23 protein-coding genes and 1 tRNA gene are annotated in these 24,938 nt (G+C 49.4%); 15 read left to right on the plus strand and 9 right to left on the minus strand.

Annotation, left to right across the window (positions count from 1 at the left end; genetic code table 11):
- Positions 1-67 precede the first annotated feature (67 nt).
- A complete protein-coding gene (locus HV832_RS09540; protein ID WP_176803609.1) occupies positions 68-286 on the minus strand; it encodes a hypothetical protein in 219 nt (72 codons plus the stop codon).
- Between HV832_RS09540 and HV832_RS09545 the strand changes: the two genes are divergently transcribed.
- A complete protein-coding gene (locus tag HV832_RS09545; RefSeq protein ID WP_176803610.1) occupies positions 273-1,205 on the plus strand; it encodes a patatin-like phospholipase family protein in 933 nt (310 codons plus the stop codon). The genes HV832_RS09540 and HV832_RS09545 overlap by 14 nt on opposite strands.
- A 215-nt stretch (positions 1,206-1,420) precedes the next feature.
- Here the strand turns inward: HV832_RS09545 and HV832_RS09550 are convergent, their stop codons facing one another.
- Positions 1,421-1,981: a C40 family peptidase gene (locus HV832_RS09550; protein WP_176803611.1), complete on the minus strand. Its 561-nt coding sequence runs from the start codon at positions 1,979-1,981 to the stop codon at positions 1,421-1,423.
- 174 nt (positions 1,982-2,155) lie between these two features.
- On the opposite strand from HV832_RS09550, the gene HV832_RS09555 reads away from it, so the two are divergent.
- From HV832_RS09555 to greA, 4 genes are all read left to right on the plus strand, one after another.
- Positions 2,156-2,563, plus strand: a complete 408-nt coding sequence (locus HV832_RS09555) for a GlcG/HbpS family heme-binding protein (RefSeq protein WP_176803612.1) — start codon at positions 2,156-2,158, stop codon at positions 2,561-2,563.
- A gap of 291 nt (positions 2,564-2,854) precedes the next feature.
- Positions 2,855-4,009, plus strand: a complete 1,155-nt coding sequence (carA, locus tag HV832_RS09560; protein WP_176803926.1) for a glutamine-hydrolyzing carbamoyl-phosphate synthase small subunit — start codon at positions 2,855-2,857, stop codon at positions 4,007-4,009.
- Between the two features lie 3 nt (positions 4,010-4,012).
- Entirely contained in the window at positions 4,013-7,231 is a 3,219-nt protein-coding gene (carB, locus tag HV832_RS09565) for a carbamoyl-phosphate synthase large subunit (protein ID WP_176803613.1), read from the plus strand.
- Between the two features lie 122 nt (positions 7,232-7,353).
- On the plus strand, positions 7,354-7,830 hold the full coding sequence (greA, locus tag HV832_RS09570; RefSeq protein ID WP_176803614.1) for a transcription elongation factor GreA: 477 nt from the start codon (positions 7,354-7,356) through the stop codon (positions 7,828-7,830).
- Positions 7,831-7,938: 108 nt separating this feature from the next.
- Here greA and HV832_RS09575 read toward each other — a convergent pair whose 3' ends face one another.
- A complete protein-coding gene (locus tag HV832_RS09575; RefSeq protein ID WP_176803615.1) occupies positions 7,939-8,412 on the minus strand; it encodes a YhbY family RNA-binding protein in 474 nt (157 codons plus the stop codon).
- Positions 8,413-8,444: 32 nt separating this feature from the next.
- Between HV832_RS09575 and HV832_RS09580 the strand changes: the two genes are divergently transcribed.
- The 8 genes from HV832_RS09580 to HV832_RS09615 all read left to right on the plus strand — a co-directional run bounded on the left by HV832_RS09580 (position 8,445) and on the right by HV832_RS09615 (position 16,761).
- Entirely contained in the window at positions 8,445-9,089 is a 645-nt protein-coding gene (locus tag HV832_RS09580; RefSeq protein WP_176803616.1) for an RlmE family RNA methyltransferase, read from the plus strand.
- A gap of 121 nt (positions 9,090-9,210) precedes the next feature.
- Positions 9,211-11,100 carry an ATP-dependent zinc metalloprotease FtsH gene (gene ftsH / locus HV832_RS09585; RefSeq protein ID WP_176803617.1) on the plus strand — a complete coding sequence of 630 codons (1,890 nt, stop codon included), beginning with the start codon at positions 9,211-9,213 and terminating at the stop codon, positions 11,098-11,100.
- Positions 11,101-11,165: 65 nt separating this feature from the next.
- Positions 11,166-12,005: a dihydropteroate synthase gene (gene folP / locus HV832_RS09590; protein WP_176803618.1), complete on the plus strand. Its 840-nt coding sequence runs from the start codon at positions 11,166-11,168 to the stop codon at positions 12,003-12,005.
- Positions 12,006-12,019: 14 nt separating this feature from the next.
- Positions 12,020-13,363: a phosphoglucosamine mutase gene (gene glmM, locus HV832_RS09595; RefSeq protein ID WP_176803619.1), complete on the plus strand. Its 1,344-nt coding sequence runs from the start codon at positions 12,020-12,022 to the stop codon at positions 13,361-13,363.
- A gap of 111 nt (positions 13,364-13,474) precedes the next feature.
- Positions 13,475-13,551 (plus strand) — tRNA-Arg (locus HV832_RS09600).
- 357 nt (positions 13,552-13,908) lie between these two features.
- Positions 13,909-14,286, plus strand: coding sequence for a DUF2946 domain-containing protein (locus HV832_RS17595; RefSeq protein ID WP_176803620.1), 378 nt, complete (start codon positions 13,909-13,911; stop codon positions 14,284-14,286).
- Between the two features lie 132 nt (positions 14,287-14,418).
- Positions 14,419-15,369 (plus strand): TonB-dependent receptor, encoded by a 951-nt coding sequence (locus HV832_RS09610; protein WP_176803621.1) that lies wholly within the window; start codon positions 14,419-14,421, stop codon positions 15,367-15,369.
- Between the two features lie 549 nt (positions 15,370-15,918).
- Positions 15,919-16,761, plus strand: coding sequence for an FUSC family protein (locus tag HV832_RS09615; RefSeq protein ID WP_176803622.1), 843 nt, complete (start codon positions 15,919-15,921; stop codon positions 16,759-16,761).
- Here the strand turns inward: HV832_RS09615 and HV832_RS09620 are convergent.
- Genes HV832_RS09620 through wrbA form a run of 4 tightly spaced genes read right to left on the minus strand, consistent with a single transcriptional unit; the run spans position 16,752 to position 19,632 of the window.
- Positions 16,752-17,222 (minus strand): DUF4124 domain-containing protein, encoded by a 471-nt coding sequence (locus HV832_RS09620; RefSeq protein ID WP_176803623.1) that lies wholly within the window; start codon positions 17,220-17,222, stop codon positions 16,752-16,754. The two genes, HV832_RS09615 and HV832_RS09620, sit on opposite strands and share 10 nt — an antisense overlap.
- A gap of 16 nt (positions 17,223-17,238) precedes the next feature.
- Positions 17,239-18,651, minus strand: a complete 1,413-nt coding sequence (locus HV832_RS09625; protein ID WP_176803624.1) for an FAD-binding oxidoreductase — start codon at positions 18,649-18,651, stop codon at positions 17,239-17,241.
- On the minus strand, positions 18,638-19,024 hold the full coding sequence (locus HV832_RS09630; RefSeq protein WP_176803625.1) for a DUF2069 domain-containing protein: 387 nt from the start codon (positions 19,022-19,024) through the stop codon (positions 18,638-18,640). Before HV832_RS09630 ends, HV832_RS09625 begins: the two co-directional genes overlap by 14 nt.
- The gene (wrbA, locus tag HV832_RS09635; RefSeq protein ID WP_176803626.1) at positions 19,021-19,632 is read right to left on the minus strand and encodes an NAD(P)H:quinone oxidoreductase; all 612 of its coding nucleotides are present in this window, start codon (positions 19,630-19,632) and stop codon (positions 19,021-19,023) included. The genes HV832_RS09630 and wrbA overlap by 4 nt, the downstream gene beginning before the upstream one ends.
- A 73-nt stretch (positions 19,633-19,705) precedes the next feature.
- On the opposite strand from wrbA, the gene HV832_RS09640 reads away from it, so the two are divergent.
- Positions 19,706-20,971 carry a YihY family inner membrane protein gene (locus HV832_RS09640; RefSeq protein ID WP_176803627.1) on the plus strand — a complete coding sequence of 422 codons (1,266 nt, stop codon included), beginning with the start codon at positions 19,706-19,708 and terminating at the stop codon, positions 20,969-20,971.
- The gene (locus HV832_RS09645) at positions 20,968-22,020 is read left to right on the plus strand and encodes a GNAT family N-acetyltransferase (protein ID WP_176803628.1); all 1,053 of its coding nucleotides are present in this window, start codon (positions 20,968-20,970) and stop codon (positions 22,018-22,020) included. Before HV832_RS09640 ends, HV832_RS09645 begins: the two co-directional genes overlap by 4 nt.
- Before the next feature lie 12 nt (positions 22,021-22,032).
- Here the strand turns inward: HV832_RS09645 and HV832_RS09650 are convergent, their stop codons facing one another.
- Both HV832_RS09650 and HV832_RS09655 read right to left on the minus strand, forming a co-directional pair.
- Positions 22,033-23,382 carry an undecaprenyl-phosphate glucose phosphotransferase gene (locus HV832_RS09650; protein WP_176803629.1) on the minus strand — a complete coding sequence of 450 codons (1,350 nt, stop codon included), beginning with the start codon at positions 23,380-23,382 and terminating at the stop codon, positions 22,033-22,035.
- An 87-nt stretch (positions 23,383-23,469) separates the two neighbouring features.
- On the minus strand, positions 23,470-24,414 hold the full coding sequence (locus HV832_RS09655; RefSeq protein ID WP_176803630.1) for a glycosyltransferase family 2 protein: 945 nt from the start codon (positions 24,412-24,414) through the stop codon (positions 23,470-23,472).
- Between the last annotated feature and the right edge of the window lie 524 nt (positions 24,415-24,938).

The following is a 24,938-nucleotide window of genomic DNA, read 5'->3' on the forward strand; positions in this document are numbered from 1 at the left end:
GAAATTTTCATCTGATGTTTGATGTCCGGTCTGGTTTTTATTGTGCCGAAAATAAAGTGATCAACCTTTAAAATCGTTCAAAATGAACTGATCGATGATGTTTTGCGTTTATGAGGATGTGCAGCCCTACCGGGAAGGTCATATAATCTTTGCCTTTTGGGATGGCTTTCATCCTCTCGCGGGCGGTCGTCATTTTTTTGCCCTGTTTTGTTTGCGTTTGATTTTTGTGCTGGGATCGCAGGTTTATGTCGATATTTTCTTCACTGAATGCAATGCGTCGGCGCATTGATGTTTTTCCTATGCTGGTGGCTGCAACCACGGCGCTGATGCTGTCTGCCTGTGGCACGACGCCGCTTGCAACTCAGGGAGCGGTTACGCAGCAAGCCGCGCCGGTAGCGGTGCAAAAAACACCTCGTCCTGTCCGGATCGGACTGGCGCTGGGAGGTGGGGCTGCCCGCGGTTTTGCGCATATCGGCGTGATCAAGGCGCTGGAATCGCAGGGGATTTTTGCTGACGTGATCGTGGGAACCAGTGCGGGCAGTGTTGTCGGAGCCATGTATGCGGCGGGGAATAATGGCTTTGCCCTGCAAAAGATGGCGCTGGAAATGGATGAAGCAACCATTTCTGACTGGTCTTTACCTTTGTTTTCTAAATCCAGTGGTGTTTTAAAGGGCGATGCTTTGCAGGCGTACGTCAATCGCATGGTGAGTCACGTGCCTATTGAAAAATTGAAAAAGCCGTTTGGTGCGGTGGCGACCGATTTGTCCACTGGGCAGGCTGTGTTGTTCCAGAGGGGCAACACTGGCACCGCAGTGCGCGCGTCTTCGGCGGTCCCGGCTGTGTTCCAGCCAGTCAGAATCAATGACCGGCAGTATGTCGATGGCGGTCTGGTGGCGCCGGTACCAGTCCGGTTTGCGCGTGATATGGGGGCCGATCTGGTAATCGCGGTCAATATTTCCCAGCAGCCAGAAACCCAGAGTGGCAGCAGTACTATCGATATTCTGCTGCAGACAGTGACCATCATGGGGCAGAGCATTAATCAGTTTGAACTGAAGCAGGCCGATATCGTGATCCGTCCTGAGTTGCCGAGTATGAAAGGCAGTGATTTTGCAGGGCGCAATCTGGCGATTCTGGCTGGTGAAAAAGCGGCAATGCTGGCGATGCCAGAGTTAAGGCAAAAAATCAGACTGTTGCAGGAGCGGTAATTGAATGAAAGCATACTCCGGGGAGTATGTTTCAGGTGCCAATATTGACACTGGTATCAGGCTGGATTGATTGAAAAGCAGGGGGAGTATGTGCGCATCTGTTATGGGGGGCGCTGACTGCCCTCGTAATGAGGACGGAGCATCTGCAGAGTGTTTCCTGAACGCACTATTGATCTGCTTTTGCCGGAGAGTTGTATCCGGCGAGGTCATCATGATTACTGCTTGGTGTTTTCTTCGCTGATGCGGCGGGCGCCATTAAAGCGTTTTTTCCAGTATGCGATATCCATACTTTCAACACGAATCTGTCCGCCGGCTGATGGCGAGTGGATAAATTTATTGTCACCCAGATAAATACCAACGTGCGAGAAGCCGCGGCGCAATGTGTTGTAGAACACCAGGTCGCCGGGTTGCAGATCTTTCTGGTCCACGTTTTCTCCGACGCGGCTGATCTCTGCGGCTGTGCGGGGCAGGTTTTCACCCAGCGCATCTTTAAACACCAGACGGACGAATCCGCTGCAATCCAGTCCGTTTTCAGGAGTGCTGCCGCCACGCTTGTAGCGGATACCCATGAAATCGATGGCTCTCATGGTCAGGTCGGCGGCGCGTTGCCGGATTTCCTGTAATTTGCTCAGTGTGGAAGAGGAAGTGTCTGTGCCGGAAGTGAGGGTGTCGGCAGCCGAGGCGGATTGGCAGAAAGTGGTTTGCAGGGACGCAACGAGCAGCGCTAGGAGCGCAAATCTTTTAAAGTTGATAATCCTGGAAACGTTTCTCTGCATCTTTGGGGCCCTGTCCTTGAAAACCGCCCCACTTTAAGCGAAGTTACAAACAATGTAAACCTTTTGACTGCTTCTCTGGTTAATCTGAAAACTCAGGCTGGAAGGCAAAACTGTTTTTACTCCTGATTATCGATCTCTGGCGTACAATCGCGGCACTTTGACATGGAGGAAAAGATGCAAACCAAACCAATGCTGACTCTGGATGATGCGAAAAAAATTGCGGCTGCAGCCGAAGCAGAAGCGAAGGCGAACCAATGGCCGGTGGTCATCGCGATTGTCGATGATGGCGGGCATCTGATGTGGCTGCAGCGTCTGGATGGCGTGGCGCCGATTTCTGCGCACATTGCACCTGCCAAAGCGGTAACTGCCGCGTTGGGCAAGCGTGAGTCCAAAATTTATGAAGACATTATCAATAATGGTCGTTATTCATTCCTGAGTGCGCCTGTGCTGGAGGGTATGTTGGAAGGCGGCGTACCAATCATGGCAGATGGATTTTGCGTAGGCGCAGTTGGTGTTTCAGGTGTCAAATCCCAGGAAGATGCACAGATTGCTAAAGCAGGGATTGCAGCACTGGGACTGTAATTTGGTTCAAGGCTGCATGGGATGATGGCACATTGATCACACCCTCGTGCAGCCGGATGCAATTTGCGGATGATGGCGCAGGATTTCTGCGGCGGGAATTTGCCTGAAAGGCTGTTTCAGGCTATAATTCGAGGGTTTAACTAATCCGAAATCTCGCCGTAGCGCCTACCCAAATTCACATCGCTCCATTATCTTTTTTCAGGCTGCGCGGCAACTTTGCTCGGCCTGGGGAAAACGACAGCTTGGGGCGTCGCAGCGGCGGTAACAATACAGGAGTTGCCCTTGCTGCCCATTCCGCAGTCCCTTCTTCGTTCCGGCCAGGACACCGCGATACTTGCTCTTGCAGATGGAACCATTTTCACAGGATATGCGATCGGCGCTGCCGGTCATACTGTCGGCGAAGTGGTTTTCAATACCTCGATGACAGGCTATCAGGAAATTCTGACTGACCCCAGCTATAGTTCCCAGATCGTCACGCTGACCTACCCGCATATCGGCAATACCGGCATCAATGCCGAAGACGTTGAGTCTGACAAAATCCACTCTGCCGGCCTGATCATTAAAGACCTGCCTTTGCTGGTGTCCAATTTCCGTTCCGAATCCTCCCTTTCCGATTATCTGAAATCTCAGAACATCGTCGCGATTGCCGGTATTGATACCCGCAAACTGACGCGCATCCTGCGTGAAAAAGGTGCGCAGGGCGGTGCGATTCTGGTGGGGGATGATGCGGAAAAAGCGATCGCGCTAGCAAAATCTTTCCCGGGACTGTCCGGCATGGATCTGGCGAAAGTCGTATCGGCCAAACAGGCATATCAATGGACCGAGTCTGAGTGGAAGCTTGGTGAGGGTTACGGTCAGCTCACCAATCCGAAATTCCACGTCGTTGCTTTTGATTTCGGCGTGAAGCGCAACATCCTGCGCATGCTGGCTGAGCGCGGTTGCAAGGTCACTGTGCTGCCGGCGCAATCAAATGCTGCTGATGTGCTGGCGTTAAATCCTGATGGCGTATTTTTATCGAATGGTCCCGGCGATCCTGAGCCTTGTGATTATGCGATCGCTGCTGCGAGAGAATTGATCGAAAAAGGCATTCCGACTTTCGGCATTTGTCTGGGGCATCAGATTATGGCGCTGGCTTCCGGTGCGAAAACACTCAAGATGAAATTTGGTCACCACGGCGCAAACCATCCGGTGCAGGATCTGGATACGAAACAAGTATTGATCACCTCGCAAAATCATGGTTTTGCAGTTGATGCGGCTTCCTTGCCTGCAAATTGCCGTGTCACGCACGTGTCTTTGTTTGATGGTTCGTTACAAGGTTTTGCGCGTACTGATAAACCAGCTTTCTGCTTCCAGGGGCATCCTGAAGCGTCTCCGGGTCCGCACGACATTTCCTACCTGTTTGATCGCTTCACCGCATTGATGACCACGGCAAAAACAGGAGAATAATAAATGCCAAAACGTACAGACTTAAAAAGCATATTAATCATCGGCGCTGGTCCTATCATTATTGGACAGGCTTGCGAATTCGATTACTCCGGTGCGCAGGCGTGTAAGGCTTTGCGCGAGGAAGGTTATCGCGTCATTCTGGTCAACAGCAATCCGGCGACCATCATGACCGACCCGGAAATGGCCGATGTGACTTACATCGAACCGATTACCTGGCAGGTGGTTGAACGCATTATCGCCAAGGAAAAACCAGATGCTATTCTGCCGACCATGGGTGGACAAACTGCGCTGAACTGCGCGCTCGATCTGTGGCGCAACGGTGTGCTCGATAAATACAAAGTTGAGCTGATCGGCGCAACGCCTGAGGCGATTGATAAAGCAGAAGACCGACTGAAATTCAAGAATGCGATGACCAAAATTGGTTTGGGTTCTGCCCGTTCCGGCGTTGCGCATTCGATGGATGAAGCTTGGGCAGTACAAAAGGATGTTGGCTTCCCGGTTATCATTCGTCCTTCGTTCACGATGGGCGGCACCGGTGGCGGCATTGCGTACAATCCGGAAGAATTCGAAACGATTTGCAAGCGCGGTCTGGAAGCATCGCCGACCAATGAATTGCTGATTGAAGAATCGCTGATCGGCTGGAAAGAATATGAGATGGAAGTCGTGCGCGACAAGGCGGACAACTGCATCATCGTCTGCTCCATCGAAAATCTGGATCCGATGGGCGTACACACTGGTGACTCAATCACTGTTGCTCCGGCACAAACGCTGACGGATAAAGAGTATCAGATCATGCGTAATGCCTCGTTGGCAGTATTGCGTGAAATCGGTGTTGATACTGGTGGTTCCAACGTGCAGTTCTCGGTCAATCCGGCTGATGGACGTATGATTGTCATTGAAATGAATCCACGCGTCTCGCGTTCGTCAGCATTGGCATCGAAAGCAACCGGTTTTCCGATCGCTAAAATCGCGGCGAAACTGGCAGTCGGTTTCACGCTCGACGAGTTGCGCAACGAAATCACCGGTGGAGCAACGCCGGCGTCGTTCGAACCGTCAATTGACTATGTTGTGACCAAGATTCCACGCTTCGCATTCGAGAAATTTCCACAGGCAGATAATCGCCTGACGACGCAAATGAAATCCGTTGGTGAAGTGATGGCAATTGGCCGCACTTTCCAGGAATCTTTTCAGAAGGCCTTGCGCGGTCTCGAAGTTGGCGTCGATGGCATGAACGAAAAAACCCAGGATCGCGAAATTCTGGAAAAAGAACTGGGTGAGCCTGGCCCGGATCGTATCTGGTATGTGGGTGATGCCTTTGCTCAAGGTTTTACTATGGAGGAGGTGCATCAACTGACGCACATCGATCCTTGGTTCCTGGTGCAGATCAAAGATATTGTCGATATCGAATTGTGGCTGGATGAACAAAGTCTGGATAGCATCGATAAAGACATGATGCTGACGCTGAAGAAAAAAGGTTTCTCTGATCGTCGTCTCGCCAAACTGCTGAAAACCACGGACACGGCTATCCGTGAAAAACGCCGGGCCCTGAACGTGCGTCCGGTGTACAAGCGCGTGGATACCTGTGCCGGCGAATTTGCAACGAATACTGCTTACATGTATTCGACGTACGAGGAAGAGTGCGAATCAAATCCGACCGACAAGAAGAAAATTATGGTGTTGGGCGGTGGTCCTAACCGTATCGGCCAGGGTATTGAGTTCGATTATTGCTGTGTGCATGCAGCATTCGCGATGCGTGAAGACGGCTACGAAACCATCATGGTGAACTGTAATCCGGAAACTGTATCGACAGATTACGACACCTCTGATCGTTTGTATTTCGAGCCGCTGACGCTGGAAGATGTGCTGGAAATCGTCGATAAGGAAAAACCAGTCGGCGTCATCGTGCAATATGGCGGTCAGACACCTTTGAAGCTGGCACTTGACCTGGAAGCGAACGGCGTACCTATCGTCGGTACTTCTCCCGACATGATCGACGCGGCGGAAGATCGCGAGCGTTTCCAGAAAATGTTGCAGGAGCTTGGCTTGCGCCAGCCGCCAAACCGCACCGCACGTACTGAAGCAGAGGCACTCGCGCTGGCGCAGGAAATTGGTTATCCGCTGGTGGTGCGTCCATCTTATGTACTTGGTGGACGTGCAATGGAAATCGTGCATGAGCAACGCGATCTGGAGCGCTACATGCGTGAAGCGGTCAAGGTATCACATGATTCTCCCGTATTGCTGGATCGTTTCTTAAATGATGCGATTGAGGTTGATGTCGATTGTTTGTCAGACGGTAATCGTACTTTCATCGGTGGTGTCATGGAGCACATCGAGCAGGCTGGTGTTCACTCTGGTGATTCTGCGTGCTCCTTGCCACCATATTCTCTGTCCCAAGAAACGATTGCGGAACTCAAACGCCAGACCGCGCTGATGGCAAAAGGCCTGAACGTAGTCGGTTTGATGAACGTGCAGTTCGCTATTCAGCACAAAGAGGGGCAGGACGTAGTATTTGTGCTGGAAGTCAATCCACGTGCTTCGCGTACTGTTCCTTATGTATCGAAAGCAACCGGCTTGCAACTGGCCAAAATAGCGGCGCGCTGCATGGTTGGTCAGTCGCTGGATTCGCAAGGTATCGGTGCAGAAGTGGTGCCGCCGTATTTCAGTGTGAAGGAAGCGGTATTCCCGTTCGTGAAATTCCCCGGCGTCGATACGATTCTCGGACCTGAGATGAAATCGACCGGTGAAGTCATGGGCGTGGGCAAGACCTTCGGCGAAGCTTTTGTGAAATCACAACTGGGAGCCGGTGTGAAGTTGCCAACTTCCGGCAAAGTTTTCCTGAGCATCAAAAACAGCGATAAGCCGCGCGGCGTCAAAGTGGCCAAAGATCTGGTCGAGCTGGGCTTCTCTGTTGTTGCGACCAGAGGGACGGCTGCGGCGATTGCAGCGGAAGGAATTCCGGTGTCTGTTGTCAATAAAGTGGTGGAAGGTCGCCCGCACGTTGTTGATATGATCAAAAATAATGAAATTGCTCTGGTCATCAACACCGTCGAGGAAAAACGTAATGCGATTACCGATTCCCGTGCAATCCGCACTTCAGCACTGATTGCGCGTGCAACTACCTTTACCACGATTGCCGGTGCAGAGGCGGCGGTTGAAGGTATGCGTTATTTGAACGAATTGCATGTTTATGATTTACAAGGCTTGCATAAGACCTTAAACTGACGCAAACAAGGGTGCCGGTAGTTTTTCCGGCACTGAATTTTTGATACAGAGGTCACAAAAGGCATAGTGTTAATTATGTCGGCTGTGACCTCTGTATTTTTACTTTGATCAATGTGAATAATATGAGTACAGTGCCTATCACCAAGTTTGGTGCAGAATTGTTAAAGCAGGAATTGCACAATTTGAAAACAAAGGAGCGTCCTGCCGTTATTAATGCGATTGCAGAGGCTCGCGCTCAGGGTGACCTGTCTGAAAATGCGGAGTATGATGCGGCGAAAGAGCGCCAGGCGTTTATTGAAGGTCGCATTGCAGAACTGGAGGGAAAGCTGGGGTCTGCGCAGGTTATTGATCCGGCTACGCTGGATGCGGAAGGTCGTGTGGTGTTTGGTTCAACAGTGCATCTTGAAGACCTGGAGAACGAACAGAAAGTCAGTTATCAGATCGTTGGCGAAGATGAGGCGGATATTAAGCTCAGCAAGGTTTCTATCACATCTCCGATTGCGCGCGCATTGATCGGCAAATATGCCGGAGATGTGGTCGGTGTTCAGGCACCGGCCGGTATTCGTGAATATGAAGTGCTGGAAGTGTTGTACGTCTGATCTTGTCCGTTTTTGAACGCTATGCGAATGAGTAAAAAGGTATAGCGGTTAAGAAAAACCCGGCTTGCGCCGGGTCATCTTGTCTGTGGCAGATGCCTGATTGCTTTGCTATTTCCCCAAAGACGATTTCTTCATGCTGGCCTGACGGGGTTTGGCGCGTTTGACATTGCCACCCTGAGTAACACGTTCGTTACCTTTAACCATCACTTTGGAAACAGTCGGTTTTTTGGTGCCGCTGGCACTGGGTTTCACGATCGTGACTTCGCGCAGGCCTTTTCCCTTTTTAACCAGCTTGGTTTCTTTGATATTGTCGGTTTTGGGGCGATAAATTACCAGAAGCTTGCCGATGTGCTGAACCGGTGCTGCCTTCAGTTCTGCGCAGATTGCGTCGTACATGGCGATACGTGCTTCGCGGTCATCACCAAAAACCCGGACTTTCATTAGTCCATGTGCATTGAGGCCAGCATCGATTTCCTTGAGCACGGCAGGTGTCAGTCCAGCTTCACCGATCAATACAATCGGTTTTAATGCATGGGCTTCGGATCTGAGTTCGCTTCTTTCGGCGGGCGTAAGTTTTAACATAATAATTCCTTTCAAGGCTGTATTTTACGCGAATGGCAAAAAATAAATTCAATCAAAATTGGGTCCACGATCATATTAACGATCCTTACGTGAAGCTGGCACAAAAAGAGGGTTACCGTGCGCGCGCTGTTTATAAGCTGAAAGAGATTGATGAGGCTGAAAAACTGATCCGGCCGGGACAGGTGATTGTGGATCTGGGTGCAACACCGGGTAGTTGGTCTCAGTATGTCAGAAACAAGCTCGCTGGCAAGGAAGGTGGGGGGATTCTGGGAGAAATATTTGCTCTGGACCTGTTGCCAATGGAGCCGATTGCGGATGTCCAGTTTATTCAGGGAGATTTCCGTGAGGACGAAGTTCTGGATCAGCTGGAATCAAAACTCATGGGACGAAAGGTGGATCTTGTCTTATCGGATATGGCGCCCAATTTGTCAGGAAATTCGACGGTGGATGCGGCTCGTGTGGAATACATCATTGAGCTCGCGATTGCTTTTGCGCGCGCGCACTTAAAGCCCGGCGGCTCTTTACTGGTCAAGTGTTTTCATGGACCAAGTTACAATAATATTGTCAATATGTTTAAGGATGAGTTCAAACTCGTCATGAATAAAAAACCTAAAGCGAGCAAGGACAAATCATCGGAGATATTTTTACTTGGAAAAGGTTTAAAACATCCGGAATGACTGATTTTGCACTTGATAATCGTCAATGCTGACAGCATATGCCAACTAGCAAGCTCTGCCCAATGGGGGTAGAATGAATGATTACGTATCAAATGGCGCTTAGAGCGTCCAAGGAGTTCTCGTGAATAATATGTTTTCAAAAGCAGCTATATGGGTAGTGGTTGCCCTCGTGCTTTTCACGCTTTTCAAGCAGTTTGAAGGGAAGAGCATTGGTACTGGTATGGCTTCTGTGCCTTATTCAGAGTTCCTTGATGAAGTAAAAGCGAAGCATATTAAAGAGGCTACGATTGATGATGCCAATCGTACAGTAACTGCCATTACGTCTGACGGTAAGAAAATCAAGTCTCAGCTGACGATTTTTGACCGTGGTCTGGTTGGTGATCTGGTCAATAATGGCATCAAATTTGATAATAAACCACCAGAAGAACCATCCTTCCTTTCCCAGGTGTTTATTTCCTGGTTCCCCATGTTGTTATTGATTGGCGTCTGGATTTTCTTTATGCGCCAGATGCAGGGTGGTGGTAAAGGCGGAGCGTTCTCCTTTGGCAAATCCAAAGCCCGCATGCTGGATGACACCAATAATAATGTCACCTTTGCCGATGTGGCGGGTTGCGACGAGGCTAAAGAGGAAGTCACTGAAGTTGTCGATTTTCTGCGTGATCCAACCAAATTTCAAAAACTGGGCGGACGTATTCCCCGGGGTATTCTGATGGTGGGACCGCCAGGAACAGGTAAAACACTGTTGGCGCGCGCTATCGCTGGCGAAGCCAAAGTCCCTTTCTTCACCATTTCCGGTTCTGACTTTGTTGAAATGTTTGTCGGTGTCGGTGCTTCGCGCGTTCGGGACATGTTTGAGAATGCTAAAAAACATTCTCCGTGCATTATTTTTATTGATGAGATTGATGCCGTTGGCCGTCACCGTGGCGCCGGTATGGGTGGTGGTAATGATGAGCGGGAACAAACTCTGAACCAGATGCTGGTTGAAATGGATGGTTTTGAAGCTAATTCCGGTGTGATTGTGATTGCTGCAACCAATCGTGCCGATGTGCTGGATAAGGCTTTGCTGCGCCCGGGACGTTTTGATCGTCAGGTTTCGGTCGGATTACCGGATATCCGTGGTCGTGAGCAGATTCTGAATGTCCATATGCGCAAGGTTCCTATCAGCAGCGATGTCAAAGCGGATATTCTTGCTCGTGGCACTCCGGGTATGTCCGGCGCTGATCTGGCTAATCTGGTCAATGAGGCGGCGCTGTTTGCCGCCCGCCGTAACAAGCGACTGGTAGAGATGCTCGATTTTGAAGATGCAAAAGACAAAATCTTCATGGGACCTGAACGTAAATCCATGGTGATGCGTGAGGAAGAGCGCCGCAATACGGCTTACCACGAATCAGGTCATGCGGTGGTCGCTAAACTTTTGCCAAAGGCTGACCCGGTACATAAAGTCACCATCATGCCGCGCGGTTTCGCACTCGGCTTGACCTGGCAACTGCCAGAGCATGATCAGATCAGCGGCTACAAAGACAAGATGCTGGAAGAAATTTCGATACTGTTCGGTGGTCGTATCGCGGAAGAAATTTTCGTTGGCCAGATGTCAACTGGCGCATCAAACGATTTTGCTCGTGCTACCAAGCTGGCGCGCTCCATGGTGACACGCTTCGGTATGTCTGACAGTATGGGCGTTATGGTTTATGAGGATAATCAGCAGGAAGGCTATTTTGGCATGTCTTCCAAAACGATTTCCGAAGCGACGCAACAGAAAGTGGATGCGGAGATTCGGACGATTCTGGATAAACAATATGCTCATGCCCGTCAGTTATTGGAGGCGAATCGCGAAAAAGTCGAGGTGATGACGAAAGCGCTGCTCGAATGGGAAACCATTGATGCTGATCAGGTCAACGACATCATGAATGGTCTGGAACCGCGTCCTCCAAAATTAGGGCAGTCAGCAGGAAAATCCTCCAGCGACAATCCTTCGGGCGGCATGCCTGCAAATGCCACAGCACCGGCCTGACGCTGACCACGTAAATTATTAATAAAATTCAAAAAGGTAAGGAGAAATCCTTACCTTTATTGTTGATGACGACTTATTTTCAATGTGGCAGATACCGGTTTCCTTTGTATCAGCAAGGGGCAAAACCCCTGGTCATGGGAATCCTGAATATCACGCCGGATTCATTTTCTGACGGCGGACAGTTTTTCTCTTTGGACAGCGCAATTTCTCGCGCTGAGCAGATGATACGGGATGGTGTGGATATCATCGATATCGGTGGTGAGTCGACCAGGCCGGGCTCGCAAGTCCTGTCGCTGAATGAAGAGCTCGATCGGGTCATGCCGGTGATTTTTGCACTGCGTGATTGCGGAAAGCCTTTGTCAATCGATACCTACAAGCCGGAAGTCATGCGTGAGGCATTGCTGGCAGGTGCGGACATGATCAATGATATCAACGGGTTTGCCTCTGCCAAATCCATCACTGCGGTTACCGGGACGGATGCAGGCCTTTGTGTCATGCATATGCAAAATTTACCGGCAACCATGCAGATTTCACCTGAATATCAGGATGTCCTCACGGAAGTTGAATATTTCTTGCAGGACCGGGTGCAGGCATTGCTTGCAGCAGGTATTTCTGAGGAAAATATTTGTATCGATCCAGGTTTTGGCTTTGGAAAAAGCCGGCAGCATAATATTGGGCTGTTTTGTGGAATTGATGCGCTTCAACATAAACTTAAACTACCTATGTTGGTCGGTATTTCACGCAAAACCATCATTGGTGATCTGACTGGTCGGCCGGTCGAACGTCGGATTGCGGGTAGTCTGGCGGCAGCGCTGTTAGCTGCACAGCGTGGAGCAGCGATTTTGCGCGTCCATGATGTTGCTGAAACCGTTGATGTTTTAAATGTATGGCAGGCATTGGTGTAACTGGATAAAAGATTATGACAAGAAAATATTTTGGAACAGATGGCATTCGCGGACGGGTAGGTGTTTCACCGATTACTCCGGATTTTGTGATGCGTCTTGGCTATGCCGCAGGTAAGGTCTTGGTACAAACTGGAGTGCATACCGATAAGCGTCCTACAGTTTTGATCGGCAAAGATACCCGTATTTCAGGCTATTTGCTGGAGGCCTCGCTGGAAGCGGGTTTCGCAGCTGCCGGTGTGGATGTCATGTTATCCGGGCCTATGCCGACACCTGCCGTGGCTTATCTGACCCGAGCTTTGCGATTGTCCGCCGGGGTGGTGATTTCGGCGTCTCATAATCCTTTTGACGATAACGGGATTAAATTTTTCTCTGCGTCAGGCAATAAACTGGCTGACGAAACTGAACTCGCCATCGAGGCTGAGCTTGAGAAACCGATGGAGTGCGTGAGTTCGGAATATCTCGGAAAAGCACATCGTTTGCGTGATGCGAACGGTCGTTATATCGAATTTTGCAAGAGCACCTTTCCCAATGAATTGGATTTGCGTGGCCTGAAGATCGTGGTTGACTGTGCGCATGGTGCTGCTTACGACATTGCCCCTCATGTGTTTCATGAGCTGGGCGCAGAAGTGATTGCTATTGGTAATGTACCTAATGGCTTAAATATTAATGAAAAGGTTGGTGCAACGGCTCCGGATGCGCTGGCGGTTGCAGTTCGCGCCAATCACGCCGACCTGGGTATCGCTCTGGATGGTGATGCTGACCGATTGGTAATGGTCGATAAAAATGGCAAAATTTACGATGGTGATCAACTGTTGTATCTGATGGTGATCGACCGTCTGGCCGTTGGTCCCGTGGCAGGCGTCGTCGGGACACTGATGACCAACATGGCGGTTGAAATCGCGATGAAAAAACTCGGTGTTGGTTTTATCCGGGCCAAAGTAGGTGATCGTTATGTCTTGGAGCAAATGCAGGAGCATGGCTGGATACTGGGTGGTGAAGGTTCGGGTCATTTGCTTTGTCTGGACAAGCATTCAACCGGAGATGGGATTGTTTCTGCGTTACAGGTTTTGTCTGCATTGCGCCGTATGGGGCGAAACCTGGATCAATGCTTTGATGAACTGACATTGTTTCCTCAGGTTTTGTTAAATGTGCGGGTTGTTCCTGGATTTAACTGGCAAAAAAATGAAGCGCTGATGCAGGAAAAAAAGAATGTAGAAACGCTGCTGGATGGCCGGGGACGGGTATTAATCCGACCTTCAGGAACAGAACCGTTAATCCGTGTCATGGTTGAGGCGGATGACAGGGAACTGGCGACCTCCTGCGCACGCCGTCTGGTTACCTGTATCGATAAAATCTGATGGATTATATTAGCCGATTTGGAATGAATCACATCCCATTCTTGAAACAAGGACGGATAACATGTAGTATTCAGCCTTCAGTTTTTCCGTGGCACTGATCCGGAAATCAGACTGTCCATAGCTCAGTTGGATAGAGCACGAGCCTTCTAAGCTCGGGGTCGCAGGTTCGATTCCTGCTGGGCAGGCCAATAGAATCAAGCACTTAGCCTAGACATTTTGTCTGGGCTTTTTGCTTTTTGGTTTCATGTAACAGCTATGTAACCCCGTTCTGAAAATGCAAGATATTTCGCTGTTCTAAATAGGGTGCAACTGCAACTTGCTACTTTTTCTGAAATTGATTCAATTCATTTTTTCATGTAATTTTTCTTGCCCGCTTTCTTTCAAACTGTTTTGCGCCTTTCGATCTGGATTGGCTGGAAGATTGATTTTGTTTAAATCTCCCATCACGCATGTAGTTGAGGAATTTATGTCCTGCATCAAATCAACCAATCATTGAACTACATAGAATCAGATATTAACTCTGGCAGTACGGAATATCCGGCAAAATGATTTATTTCAGTGACTCGCACAAAAAGCGCATTGCCTGGCTCCTGATAGGGGCCATGCTTTTTGCATTCATTGCCCCCTCATTACTGCATTCTCTCAGTACTCGTAATCCGGGGACGGATAGTATTTGTAGTGCAACAAATTCTTTTTTTCAGATCAAGCATTTATTCTCTGAGAAAACTGATTTTTCCCCATCAGATAAGCATTGTGCGCTTTGCTTGCTGAGTCTGGACTCCGAGAATGCATATCCTCCTGTTAGTAATAGTTATTGGCCAGATTTAATCCGGTCGAGGATTGCTGTAGTACCCGAGGATAACGTAGTTCCTTCAGATCGCTCTTACAGCGCATACCAAACCCGCGCACCACCTGCATGTTGATTCGATGGTTAGTCTGAATGGATTGGCGATTGCCTGATTCATGACAGATGATGACAGTATTTTTTGCTAACCTGCTGATGCAACCGAGTCCGTAGTGGGTTGCTTGTATCAGTCTTTATTCGAAGCAATGACATGAAAACAGTTTTAAAAATAATGGTGGGCACCATTTTCTCTTTTTCATCTGCGGCTGCATTTTCCTGTGCCAGCTGTGGATGTTCGCTTAGCTCGGATTGGCAAAATCAGGGTTTTTCATCCGATCCGGGATTTCGGTTCGATCTGCGCTATGACTTCTTGAATCAAAACCAGATACGAAGCGGGACTGATAAAGCCACGACTTGGCCAGTAGATGGGCATGAGCAGGAGCTGTATACAAAAAATCAGTACCTGACGGCGAGCGTGGATTACACGGCGTCACCGGATTGGGGAGTCACTGTACAGCTGCCTTACATCGATCGCACTCATGCGACGAATGGCTTTGCCTTTGATGGCTCTGATGCCGGAGCATCTCATACCCATAGTCTGGGAGATATAAAGGTGATTGGACGGTATACGGGACTGACTACAGATCATAATCTGGGCATTCAACTTGGCTTGAAACTGGCAACAGGTAGCCATACTGAAAATTTTAACAGCGGTGCACTGGCCGGACAGTCATTGGATCGCGGTTTACAACCGGGCAGTGGGACGACAGATCTGATTGCTGGGATTTTTCAATTTAATCAGCTTTCTCCTGATTGGGATTACTTTATTCAAGCAATGGCCCAGCTTCCTTTGAATCATAATGATGGCTATCAGCCTGGAAAAAGTCTGAATGTGAATGCGGGAATCCGGTATGCAGGTATGGGAACATGGATTCCGCAATTGCAGCTGAATGGACGGATTTCATCGAAAGATTCTGGTGTGAATGCGTCTCCGGATGATAGCGGTGGCAAGACTTTGTATGTCAGTCCCGGCCTCACCTGGAGTGGGTCTGAGCGCCTCAGGCTGTATATGTTTTTGCAGATACCGGTATATCAGAGTCTGAATGGGTATCAACTAGCTCCGAAATATACTGTTTCGATAGGGACAAGTATGGGATTTTGAATTGGCCTGAATCAGGATGACATTTTATTTTCTTTTTCTATTTTCTCGATGACCTCTCGCCACAAACGGACTTGTGTTCGCTTCCTTTTCCGGGAGGTCATTTATAGATTCAGTATGTAAGTAGTTTTTTTGTATACGATTGAGTAGTCCTTTTGTGATGCAAATGGGCGGCTTGGTTGATAGCCTGACAGAATCACCGTTGAAGCCATTCCGCGATGGCCTCATGAATCTTTGAGGAGGGGTAAACTGGAAGATGCTGGTTATCAGCAAATCCAAAAATGAAATATGGAGTAAAGAAATAATGCGTATTGATAAAATCCAGATCCGGATATGGTTCAGTCATCTGTCGGTTGAGATACGGCATTTGCTGAGACTGAATATACCCTCGCGTCCGTGGCATATCGCATTAGTTGCTTCCGTATGCATGGCGATTCCTGTCTTTGCTGGTGCCTATTGCGGACGGATGGATTACGCTTTGCTGGTTTGTATGGGAACACTGGTGATTTATATCTGCCAAAAACAGCACTGGTGCATCGTATGCAGAGTCTGATGATGTGTACTTTCGGTTTTCTGGCGTGCTTCACGCTGGCGATCGTCGCTGGCATCAATCCCTATTTGTCTGCGATAGTGCTGGCGCTGACCGTCGTATTCGTTGAAATCATCTGCCGCTATTATTCGATTTCCCCGCCCGGCAGTTTTTTCTTTATTTTTATAGCGACAATCGGCAGCACTTTACCTTTTGATGTTGCGTTGATTCCGGTCAGAATCGGCCTGCTCGCATTGGGATGCATGCTGTCTTGTCTGGTGGCCTTTATTTACACACTGATTGTTTTTTCAGGGCCGGTATTAGGGCTGACGCAGCCCGCAAAACCATCACGTTCAAAGCAGGAGTTATTTTTGATTATGTTAGAGGCGAGCATCGTCGGTTTTTTTGTCGGTGCTTCATATTTGCTGTCGCTGATGCTCAAATTACCTAATCCTTACTGGGTACCGGTTTCCTGTCTGGCGATCATGCAGGGAGCGAATTTCAGGTCGGTCTGGCACCGGAATATTCACAGGATCACCGGAACCGTGCTGGGCATGGGGCTGGCGTGGATGGTTTTTTCACTTTCCCTCAATGTCTGGACGTATGCAGTCAGTATTGTTGTTCTGAATTTTATTGTGGAGTCGCTGGTAGTCCGGAACTATGGCTTGGCCGTGATTTTTATTACACCGATGACGATGCTGTTTGCTGAAGGCGGGACAATTCACATTCCACCCGAAACACTGGTGATGACACGATTGTCAGATATTGTGATCGGCAGTGTGGTCGGTTTTATTGGTGGCAGCATTATGCATCATCCGGGTATGCTCAGCTATGCTGCCAGGAAAATGAAAGCGGTTCAGGAGTGATGGCAAGCCAGAGCAGCTTTTTCATTCGCCCGCTTTAGTTTTTGTTTTGCCCTGGCCTCTGCTTTGGGTTGTGCCTGATGTACGTCTTCTTTCGCCCATTTCACCTGAAGTTGTGCCCGATCGCACTGTTTTTTTTGTTTTTCCCGTTGTGCGCTGAGTTGACGGAGCTCCCGTTCCTGTTTTTGTTCTCTGGTATGCTGGTCTTTTTCCAGTTTATTGGCTGCGGCTTTTTCCTGATTCGCGATCCCGGTAGCTTGCGCTTTTTCCGATTCGGATGGCGCTGGAGGAAGTGGTTGATGCAATACCTGTCCTGTTTGCCCGGACGGGCAGGGGGTCTGACTATATTGAATTTTTCCTTGCTGCTCGCAGCGGTAAACCGTTGCCAGACTGCTGCCTGAAAGCGTCAACAGGAAAATAAGGGAACTCAGTTTCGACAGAAAAAGCTTATTGCGCTGAGACATAGAGGTTTCTTTCTGGTTACAGGACTTTTCCAGGATTCATGAGATTGTGCGGATCAAGTGCTGCTTTGATGGTTTCCATCAGATTCAGTTCGATCGCGGATTTGTAACGTCGGATCTCTTCTTTTTTTAACGTTCCCAAACCGTGTTCCGCGGAGATTGAGCCGTTAAACCGGTGAACCTGATCATGCACGATACGGTTAATTAGCGCCTGCTGTTTTAAAAAAATCTCGCCGGATGTGTGTTCAGGGGCGGAGATGTTGTAGTGCAGATTTCCATCTCCCATGTGGCCAAAGCAGACAATACGGCACCCGGAGAAGTGCCGGTGCAGCAGCGCATTGGTTTCTGCAATGAATGCCGGGATTGATGACACAGGAACAGCGATATCATGTTTGATATTTTTCCCTTCCGCAGCCTGGGCCATCGAAATATTTTCTCTGAGGTTCCACAAGGTTTGTGCCTGACGCCTCGATTCTGCAACGACAGCATCCTGCAGCTGATTTTGGTCGGACTCTTTTTCCAGCAGATCGAGTAAAAATCCAGCCGCATGCTCCTGCGATTCATGGCTGGCAATTTCAAGCAGTACGTAGTATGGGGCAGTTTGCCGGAATGGATGACGTAGCTGCGGAAAATGTCTGAGTACCAATTGCAGGCAAAAGTCCGATATCAACTCAAAACCGGTTAATGTCGGCCCCAGATAATTTTTGGCGGCATTTAATAAGTGCAAGGCTGCATCCGGCGTTGCAAGAGCAGCCAATACCGTGCAGCTGGCCCGCGGTGCGGGGAATAGTTTTAAAGTAGCGGCAGTAATGATGCCGAGCGTACCTTCCGCACCGATGTATAAATTTTTCAGATCATATCCGGTGTTGTCTTTGCGCAGCCCTTTGAGTCCATGCCAGATATCGCCGTTGGCGGTCACCACTTCCAGTCCCAGGCATAATTCTCTGGCATTTCCGTAACGCAGCACGGCGGTTCCTCCGGCATTGGTGGATAAATTCCCGCCGATTGTGCAGCTTCCTTCCGATGCCAGCGATAAAGGATACAGTTTTCCTGCATCCGCAGCCGCCTGTTGCACTTGTGCGAGCAGGCAGCCGGCTTCCGCAGTGATCGTTTCATTGTCTATGTCCAGCTCGCGGATTGTCTGCATCCGTTTCAGGGACAGCACCACGGCGTTGCCCTGATGGTCCGGAATACTGCCGTACACCAGTCCGGTATTACCGCCCTGTGGTACGAGTGGAACCCTGAACTGCTGACATAGACGGACGATCTGTGCGACTTCATCCGTAGAGCCCGGGCGGATTGCTGCCAGCGCTTTGCCCCTGATGCGTTGCCGCCATTCGGATTCGTAAGTTTGCAGGGAATCCGTATCGGTGATTACTTGATCTGCTCCGGTAACTTGGCGACACAGATTTAAAAAATCAGTTTTCGACATATTGTTTTTTACGTGCTTTTGCGGCCTGTTTAAGCGGACGCAGATAGATCATGATCCATAAAAAATAGCTGAGTGATAAAGCGATTTCCAGCCACGCCAGTCTTGCCGATAAAGTTCCTGTATCGCTGTAGGCGCGTACGACACCCTCGGTGAAATACAGCCAGATCAACATGGAGGTCCACTGCATGGTGTAATTGTTTTTTACCAGCACTCCGCGTAACGGAAACAGCAGTGGCAGAAATTTCAGCGCAATCCAGGATCCGCCAGCGTGCAGCGGCGCGATCCACATTTCCCAGGAAATGCACAATAGGATCAGCGTGATCAGGCTGCAACAGGCAAGCAGATGAGCCTGCTTTTGGCGTGAACTAATCATGATGCGCTGTTTAGTCTGATGGCGGTTTCTGCCAGACGTTTACCCAGAGCGATGGTCAGACGCCGGCTTTCTTCCGATATAGCGTGTTTCCCATCCAGTCCGGACCAGTGCGTGGCGCCATACGGGCTTCCTCCGGACGAGGTGGTCATTAAATCGGCTTCGCCGTACGGAATACCCATGAGTAGCATACCGTGATGCATCAGCGGCAGCATCATGCTGAGCAGAGTGGATTCTTGTCCGCCATGCAGGCTGCCGGTGGAGGTGAAAACACAGGCCGGTTTACCGGTCAGGACGCCGGATAGCCATTCACTGGCAGTACTATCCCAAAAATATTTCATGGCAGAAGCCATGTTGCCAAAACGGGTGGGAGAGCCGAGTGCCAGCCCTGCGCACTCGCACAAGTCCGACAGTTCTGCATAAGGGGCACCGCTTTCCGGAATATCCGGGGCGGTGGCTTCGGATATCGGAGAGATTGCCGGGACAGTCCGTAAGCGGGCATCGCAGCCGGGGACACTCTCTATGCCTTGCGCAATCAGTTCAGCCATTTTTCTGGTTGCTCCATGCCGGGAGTAATATAAAACCAGAATATTTAAATTTGTTGTATTCATAGTGCGATTATATGGGGCTTTATTGTCATGCAATCAGTAAAATAGCAACCTTGTATAAGGAGTGAAGAATTTTATGCCAGGATTGTCTTGGAAGCATTTGCAGAATCTGTTTCAGTTTGCACGCCGCCGTTTGCGTGAGGGACGTTTGCCGCAGGTGGCTGGCAGTCTGACTTTTACGACGGTATTGGCACTGGTTCCTATTCTGACGGTTGCACTGGCGATTTTTACAGCTTTCCCGTTGTTTAATACATTCCGCGCCTCGCTGGAGGCGTATTTTGTACAGAATCTGATGCCGAAGGGAATTGCAAATACAATACTCGGTTATCTGACGCAGTTTGCAACCAAGGCCACCAGACTATCCGCAGTCGGCGGTATTGCATTAATGTTGACGGCAGTTACAACAATGGCGATGATTGATCGCTCATTCAATCAGATCTGGCAAGTCAAGCGCTCCCGTCCGCTGTTTCAGCGGATTCTGGTGTATTGGGCGATTGTGACACTGGGGCCATTGCTGATCGGTGGTTCGATTTCGATTACTTCTTACCTGTTCACGGCGACCAGCGGCATGGTCGGCACAGTACCATTTCTGGGAGGAATGGTTTTCACCCTGATTTCAATTCTGTTTACGACTGGCGCTTTTACACTGCTGTATATGTCGGTACCAAACCGTACAGTTAACTGGCGCGATGCAGCCTGGGGCGGCCTGTTTGCAGGATGTGCATTTGAGATTGCCAAGCGTGGATTTGCTATCTTCGTCACGCATTTTCCAACTTACACTATTGTGTATGGTGCTTTGGCGGCTATTCCGATATTTCTGGTGTGGATTTATTTATCGTGGCTCATTACCCTGATTGGCGCAGTGATTGCGGCGGCATTACCCGTCGTGAAGTATGAGCGTTGGTGGCATGTCCCTACACCGGGTAGCGCTTTTGAGGATGCCATGAATATCCTTCGTATCTTGGTCAGGGCAAGAGCAAAAAAAAGCAATGCAATTGTTCAGGTATCTGAAATCCGGCTGGAGACCCGGTTTGGACTGGACGAAATTGAAGGTTTGCTGGAAAGAATGCTGGAAATGGGGTGGGTGGCAAAAATCACTCCCGATCTGTCCCAGAGTCAATCTGGAACATGGTGGCGCAGTGGTGGGGAGGGGAACGAATTGTGGACCTTAGCTATTCATCCCGGTGTACTCAGGCTGGCTGATGTGTATAAGGTATTCGTATTTGAACCGGTGCGGGGTAGCCAGTTATCGGCGTTGGTAGAGGAAGTGATTGAATCCAGTCTCCAAAAAAACCTGGAGCAATATTTTTTAAATATGAACAACAGTGCATCAGCGCAATGATGAAATTCAGCCAGATCAGTGTCGATGAAATTGATGTTGTTTTAGAGCGTGTATGGCTGCATCAGCGCAACCTGTCACCTGTTTTTCAAAGTCCGTATTATCATCCGGCTTATACCAGAATCATGGCTGTGGCACAGCCAGATGTCAGGGTTCTGGTGATCGAAGATCACAACCAGATTATTGGATTTTTCCCTTTTCAGCGTAAGAACGCTTTGGTTGCCGGACCGGTTGGCGGCAGTCTGACTGACTATCAGGGACCGGTATGCTCACCCGGAATGACGCTTCCCGTCTTAGAGATGTTGCGCGCAGCGCAGGTGCATTATATGGGGTTTAATCACATGCCTGCCGAACGCAGGGAGTTTGCTGCGTTTTCCTGGGAGCAGAGCCGCTCGCTGACATTGAATCTGGCTGGCGGATTTGATGCATATATGCAAACGCTGACTCAATTACGTGATGCTTCCTTATTCAAGAAAACGGAAACCAATCAGCGCAAGTTGACAAAAAAGGCTGGGCCGTTGCGTTTTGTCATGGAGTCCCGCAGCCGTGATGATTTCCTGGCGTTATTGAAGGGAAAGTCAGCTCAGTTTATTAAAACTGTGGGTGCGAAACATGACATATTTGCGGTGCCCTGGATACGTGATGCAGTGAATAATATTTTTGAGCAGACTTCGCCGGAATTTTCCGGCATGCTTTCAACCCTGTATGCCGGAGATCATCTGGTGGCGGCCCATTTTGGTATGCGCTCTGGCCAGGTGTTGCATTACTGGTTTCCATGGTATGACACGGATTATGCCGAGTTTTCACCGGGTCTGATTCTGCTTGCCGCTTGTGCCAGAGAGGCGCAGCAGCATGGTATTACCCTGATTGATCTGGGGCGGGGAGAGCAGGCTTACAAACAGCGTTTCGCAACTGATTTTATTCCCCTTTGTGAAGGAGCCATCGCTGCTCCGCACCTGATTCGCGATGTACAGATGTGTTACCGTTCGCTGCGGCAGAATCTCAAACAGTCAGCTGCTGGAAAATTGATCCGTCAATGGAAACAACACTGAAGTTTTCAGAAATCAGTAAGCGTTTTTGTCACCGAACAGAACCTTGACTGTGCGCCAGATAATGACGATATCAAACCAGATCGACCAGTTCTGGAGATAATACAGATCATAATCAACCCTGGCCTGCATTTTTTCCAGCGTTTCCGTTTCTCCCCTGAGTCCATTGACTTGCGCCCAGCCGGTAATCCCCGGTTTGATCTTGTGACGGAACATATAACCAGTCACGAGCTTCCGGTATAGCTCATTGTGTTCAATTGCATGGGGTCGTGGACCTACCAGGCTCATATTACCTTGGAGTACGTTGAATAACTGTGGCAATTCATCCAGCGAGGTTTTGCGGATGAAGCTGCCGAATCTGGTGACCCTGGTATCCCCGACCTTCGCCTGAATCACTGGCATATCAGACGGAGTGGCTTTCATGCTGCGGAATTTATAAACATTGATTGGTTTTCCGGCGACTCCATAGCGTTTTTGTTTGAACAGAATCGGACCGGGCGAACTGAGACGGACACCAATGGCAATGACAAGCATGACCGGCGACAATAAAATCAGTCCGATCGTGGCACCGATCAGATCCAGCAAGCGCTTGGGTAGCGCGGCTAATCCGATGAATGGAGTTTCGGTAGACGCCAGTACCGGTTTTCCGGCCAACTCCCTTAACTGTATGCCTGGCATGCCAAAGATGGCAGACTCTGGAACAAAATAAGTGGTTGCCGTGCTGTCGTATAACACTTCGATGACCTCCATGAGATCTGCAGGTTCTTTATTACTAAGACCGATAAAAACCACATCGACGTTGATTTTTCCGGTAGCCGGATCCACGATCCAGTCAACGGCCTCGTTCAGATTCCCCAGTTTTTTTAAATCTGCAGGGGGACGGGCTTCACTCCGGTTATCAAAAAAACCGATTACATCAATGGCTGCCAGCGGGGAACTACGCAATTCCTTAACCAGATCAGCACAGGCTGAATTAGCCCAGACGATCACGGCCTTGCGGCGGCGCGCCGGATTCGAGTAGTACAGGATCGCGGTAGCCCGAACCAGTATTGCTGTCAGCATCAGCACGAAAGGTGTGCTTGCCAGCCACAGCAGCATCACCAAACGCGATAGCTGTTCTGCCGCTTTATCAACATAGGCGGTCAGTAAAACCACCATGAAAACGACAAACCAGCGCCAGGTCAGTTTGGGAAATATGGTCAGTGGCTTTTTTGTTTGCAGGGCATTCAGCAGGCGATGACTGGAAAATACAATCACGCTGGTGAGTGCTGCAATCAGCAGGCGTACCCCAAAAATCTCTGGTTCGACATGTTCAACATTAATAATGATGACAAATAATGTTATGCAGATGACTGATCCGAACAATATCCCTATCAATACAGAAAGTAGATGTGCCGGCTGGGATGATCGTTCCGGAGAATAAGAATTGAACATAAACTGAACTGGGTTTTATCAGGTTTTGTTTTTGAATATCAGATTTTTGATCTGGGCCAACTGCCATTGGTGCAAATGTTGTCTGAACTCCGGATTGTCATAACGGGGAGCGCCTCTCAGTGCGGCCCCCAGATAGCCCGCAATAATCAGCAGGCCGCCAATGACAAACGGTTTTTCACGCATTCTGAAAATTCCGGAAGCGATTGCATATAAAGGATGGTAACCCATAAACCAGATACCCCGTCCCCAGCGCAAGCGGCCGCGATACACATTTTTATCGGATGATCCCATCAGCCGGTGGTGCATCAGGATGGCATCAGGGTGATAAAAACTGAGTGTGTTCCAGCCTTTCATCCGGGCGGTATGAACATCGATGCCATCCCACAGCACTTCCTCCACAAAACCACCGATTTGTTCAAATGCTTCCCGGCGGTAGAGTTTGAATTGTCCGGCGACATGCTCATCAATGATGATTTCCTCGATTTTCTTTCCGTCTTCTTCCCGGAATACTTTGCCTGAGACGGCGGCCAGTTTGCTGTCGTTTGCAAATTTTTCGAACATGATTTCCAGGTAGCGCGGACCAAAAGACATATCGCCATCGAGTTTGGCAATGTAGGCGTAGTCCTGGTTTGCTATCTGGGTAATGCCGTATTTAAAGGCTGCCACGACCCCGCCGCCGACTTTCCGGAATCCCCGGTCTGGTCGCTGCACCAGGCGTATGAAGGGGTATTGGCGGGCATATTGACGGACGATTTCAGGTGTCTCATCTTTTGAGCCGTCGTCCACGATGATCCATTCAACCGGCCTCACGGTCTGTCTGACCATGGAATCGAGCGTCAGGCGAATCAGCCCGGCTTCATCCCTGACGGGGGCAATGATGACTAGCGGAACCACTGTCTGCGGGTGACTGGACACGTCCTGTGGAGACGGTGGCGTGACAGGGGGGGGCGGTGTTGTGGTCATGGATCGGCTTTCAGTCATTGGCAGAATCTATTTCAATCTCAGGACAGACATAAACTTATGATGCTGACTATCGTATTAGTGTGTTTTAAAGCGCAGAGACAATCATCATCAGACAGGACGATTAACTGATTTCTGCATCGCGCCAAGCACGCCAGGAGGCAAATAATTTTTGTTCCCGTCGATGAAATACGTCTGGTAATGTTATATGAGCAAGAGTTAAGTTACAATTTGTTAATGGTTAATAATTGTTATGCGGCATTTATTTCTTCACACTCAAAAGAATGCCTGAGTAATATTCATCCATTCAGGAGAAATATCCTGTTTCACCGGCATTGGCAAGATAGAATAATCCGATTGATTCTTTTTTTAGTGTGTAATGATCTTCCCTCTCATCGTTAAAGTGAACTTGTGCCTGGCAAGGCAAGTGCTGCTTACCTTTCTGTTATGTGTTGGCTGGAGTACGCTTTTTGCGCAGGAAACGAATTCTGTTGCTCCGCTGAAGATGGAGGCTGCGCTGCGCAGGT

Source organism: Cognatundibacterium oligocarboniphilum, from assembly GCF_013377855.1.
Classification (GTDB): domain Bacteria; phylum Pseudomonadota; class Gammaproteobacteria; order Burkholderiales; family Burkholderiaceae_D; genus Undibacterium; species Undibacterium oligocarboniphilum.